This is a genomic window from Pseudomonas sp. FBF18, assembly GCF_024261405.1.
Lineage (GTDB): Bacteria > Pseudomonadota > Gammaproteobacteria > Pseudomonadales > Pseudomonadaceae > Aquipseudomonas > Aquipseudomonas palmensis.
Map to the genome: position 1 here is coordinate 1 of NZ_QKRS01000035.1, position 3272 is coordinate 3272.

2 protein-coding genes are annotated in these 3272 nt (G+C 64.3%); both read left to right on the top strand.

All coding sequences use genetic code 11. The features are described from left to right. On the top strand, nucleotides 1-260 hold a 260-nt coding region (locus tag DN387_RS25890; protein WP_254506419.1), incomplete at its 5' end, for a phosphopantetheine-binding protein. Between the two features lie 11 nt (nucleotides 261-271). Then, on the top strand, nucleotides 272-3272 hold a 3001-nt coding region (locus DN387_RS25895; protein WP_254506421.1), incomplete at its 3' end, for an amino acid adenylation domain-containing protein.

The following is a 3272-nucleotide window of genomic DNA, read 5'->3' on the forward strand; positions in this document are numbered from 1 at the left end:
AACAGGTGGGCCTGACCGACAACTTCTTCGAGTTGGGCGGGCACTCGCTGCTGGCAACCCAGGTGATGGTGCGGCTGCGCGAAGTGCTGGGCATCGAGGTGGCACTCAAGGACCTGTTCGAATACCCCGAGCTGGGGGAGTTCGTGCGCAGCCTCGAGGAAAAAAACCTTGGAATTGATCCACTTCAGGCGCAATTGGCTAAATCCCTGGAGGCACTCAAACGTCTAACAACGGAGGAACTTGATGAGCTGATTTCTTAAGGGGTATTCCAATGCAGGCGTTGCTCGATTCCGTAAAATCGCTGTCTCCCAAAGAGCGCAAGGCGCTGGCCACGCTGCTCAAGCGTCAAGGCGTGAATCTTTACGGCGTCGCCCCCATCTCCCCGAGGGGAGCGGGGGAGCCTGCAGTGCTCTCGTATGCCCAGCAGCGTCAATGGTTCCTGTGGCAACTGGAGCCCGAAAGCACCGCCTACAACGTTCCGGTCGCCCTGCGTCTGAAGGGCGACCTGGACCTGGAGGCCTTGCGTTCGAGCTTCCAGGCGATGATCGATCGTCACGAGATCCTGCGCACCACTTTCCAGCAGGATGGCGATCATGCCGTTCAACTGATTGCACCGGCTACTGCCTTTTCGTTGCAGGTCCAGGCTCTGGACCACGCACCGGGCGCTGACCTGGAGCCACTGCTCAAGCGCCAGGTAGAGGAGGAAACCCAACGGCCCTTCGATCTCGAAAAGGGGCCGCTGCTGCGCGTGAAGCTGCTGCGTCTGGCTTCGCGCGAGCATGCGCTGGTGCTGACGCTGCACCACAGTATTGCGGATGGTTGGTCGATGCCGATCATCGTCGATGAATTGATCCAGGGTTATGAAGCCAGCCGTAGCGGGCAGTCGGCACAGCGGCCGGCACTGCCGATCCAGTACGCCGATTACGCGATCTGGCAGCGCGACTGGATGGAGGCCGGCGAGCAGGAGCGCCAGCTCGCCTACTGGCAGGCCAGACTGGGCGGCGACCAGCCGGTGCTGGAGCTGCCCACCGATCACCCGCGGCCTGCGGTACAGCGCGATGCCGGTGCCAACCTTGGGCTGGAACTGCCCGGCGAGCTGGCCCAGCGCCTCAAGGTGCTGGCCCAGCAGCAGGGCGTGACCTTGTTCATGCTGTTGCTGGCCAGCTTCCAGTGCCTGCTGCAGCGCTATTCGGGCCAGCACGATATCCGCGTGGGCGTGCCCATCGCCAACCGCAACCGCGCCGAAACCGAGGCCCTGATCGGCTTCTTCGTGAACACCCAGGTGATGAAGGCCGATTTCGACCTGCACACGACCTTCCTGGCGCTGTTGCAACAGGTCAAGCAGGCTGCAATCGAGGCGCAGGCCCATCAGGACCTGCCGTTCGAACAACTGGTGGATGCACTGGAGTCCGAGCGCAGCCTCAGTCACAGCCCGCTGTTCCAGGTGATGTTCAATCACCAGGCCACCTCCCGGCAGCAGACCCTCCTGCTGTCGGACCTGACCGTGGAGGTGCTGGCCTGGGAGGAAAGCAGTGCCCAGTTCGACCTGTCGCTGAACACGGTCGAGCACGCCTCGGGTATCGCGGCGACGCTGACCTATGCCACCGACCTGTTCGAACGCAGTACCATCGAGCGGATGCTGGGGCACTGGCACAACCTGCTGCAGGGTATTGCCGATCAGCCTGAACGACGCATTGCCGAGCTGCCCCTGCTGGACCCCCGGCAGCGCCAGCAGGTGCTGGGCGACTGGAACCGTACCGAGGCGGCATATCCTGTCGATCGTTGCGTGCACCAGCTGGTCGAGGCACAGGTGGCCAGCACCCCGCATGCCACCGCATTGGTGCATGGTGAGCAGGTACTGACCTACCAGCAGCTCAACCGGCGTGCCAACCAGCTGGCGCACAGATTGCGCGAGCTGGGTGTGGGGCCCGAGGTGATGGTGGGGGTGGCGCTTGAGCGCAGCCCCGAGCTGGTGGTGGGGCTGCTGGCGGTGCTCAAGGCAGGGGGTGCCTATGTGCCGCTGGACCCGGAGTACCCGCAGGAACGTCTGGCCTACATGATCAATGACAGTCGGGCCTTGCTGTTGCTGTCGCAGTCGAGCCTGTTGCCACGCCTGCCCGAAGGCCTGCTTGCCCAGGCCGTACTGCTCGACCAACTGGTGCTGGATGACTGCCCCGACGCTGACCTGCCGAACCTGACCGCACCGGGCAACCTGGCCTACAGCATCTATACCTCCGGCTCCACCGGACAGCCCAAGGGCGTCCTGATCGAGCACCGCAATACCGTGGCTTTGATCGCCTGGGCGCAGTCGGTGTACAGCCCCGGTGATCTGCACGGGGTGCTGGCATCCACCTCGGTGTGTTTCGACCTCTCGGTGTGGGAGATTTTCGTCACGCTCTCGTGCGGCGGCTACGCAATTTTGGCCAACAACGCGCTGGAATTGCCCACCCTGGCTGCCCGCGACCAGGTGAGTCTTATCAATACGGTACCTTCGGCAATCAAGGCGCTGCACGATGCCGGGCAGCTGCCTAGCAGCGTGCGCATGATCAACCTGGCCGGCGAGGCGTTGAAGCAGTCGCTGGTCGACCAGTTGTATCAGGCCGGCGGAGTGGAAAAGGTCTACGACCTGTATGGCCCCTCCGAAGACACCACCTACTCGACCTTCACGCTCAGGACAGCGCAGGGCCGCGCCAACATCGGCCGGCCGGTCAGCAACAGCCGGGTCTACCTGCTCGACGGTGCGGGCGGCACGGTGCCGGTGGGCGCTGCCGGCGAGCTGTGCCTGGCAGGTGCCGGACTGGCCCGTGGCTATGCCGGGCGCGCCGCACTGACTGCGGAAAAATTCCTGCCCGACCCGTTCGACACCAGCGTGCAGGGTGGCGGGCGGCTGTACCGTACCGGTGACCTGGCGCGCTACCGCGAGGACGGGGTGATCGAGTACGTGGGGCGTATCGATCATCAGGTGAAGATCCGTGGCTTCCGTATCGAGCTGGGCGAGATCGAGGCCAGGTTGCAGGCCCACCCGGCGATCCGCGAGGCAGTAGTGATCGATGTGCCAGCCGCCAGCGGTCGACAACTGGTGGCCTACCTGGTGCTCGACGCGCCTTCGCTGCCCGACGACGAAGCGCAGAAGCGTCTGCGCAACGACCTGCGCGAGCACCTGAAAGCAGCGCTGCCGGACTACATGGTGCCGGCGCACCTGATGTACCTGCAGGCCCTGCCGCTCACCGCCAATGGCAAGCTCGACCGCAAGGCACTGCCCGAGCCCGATG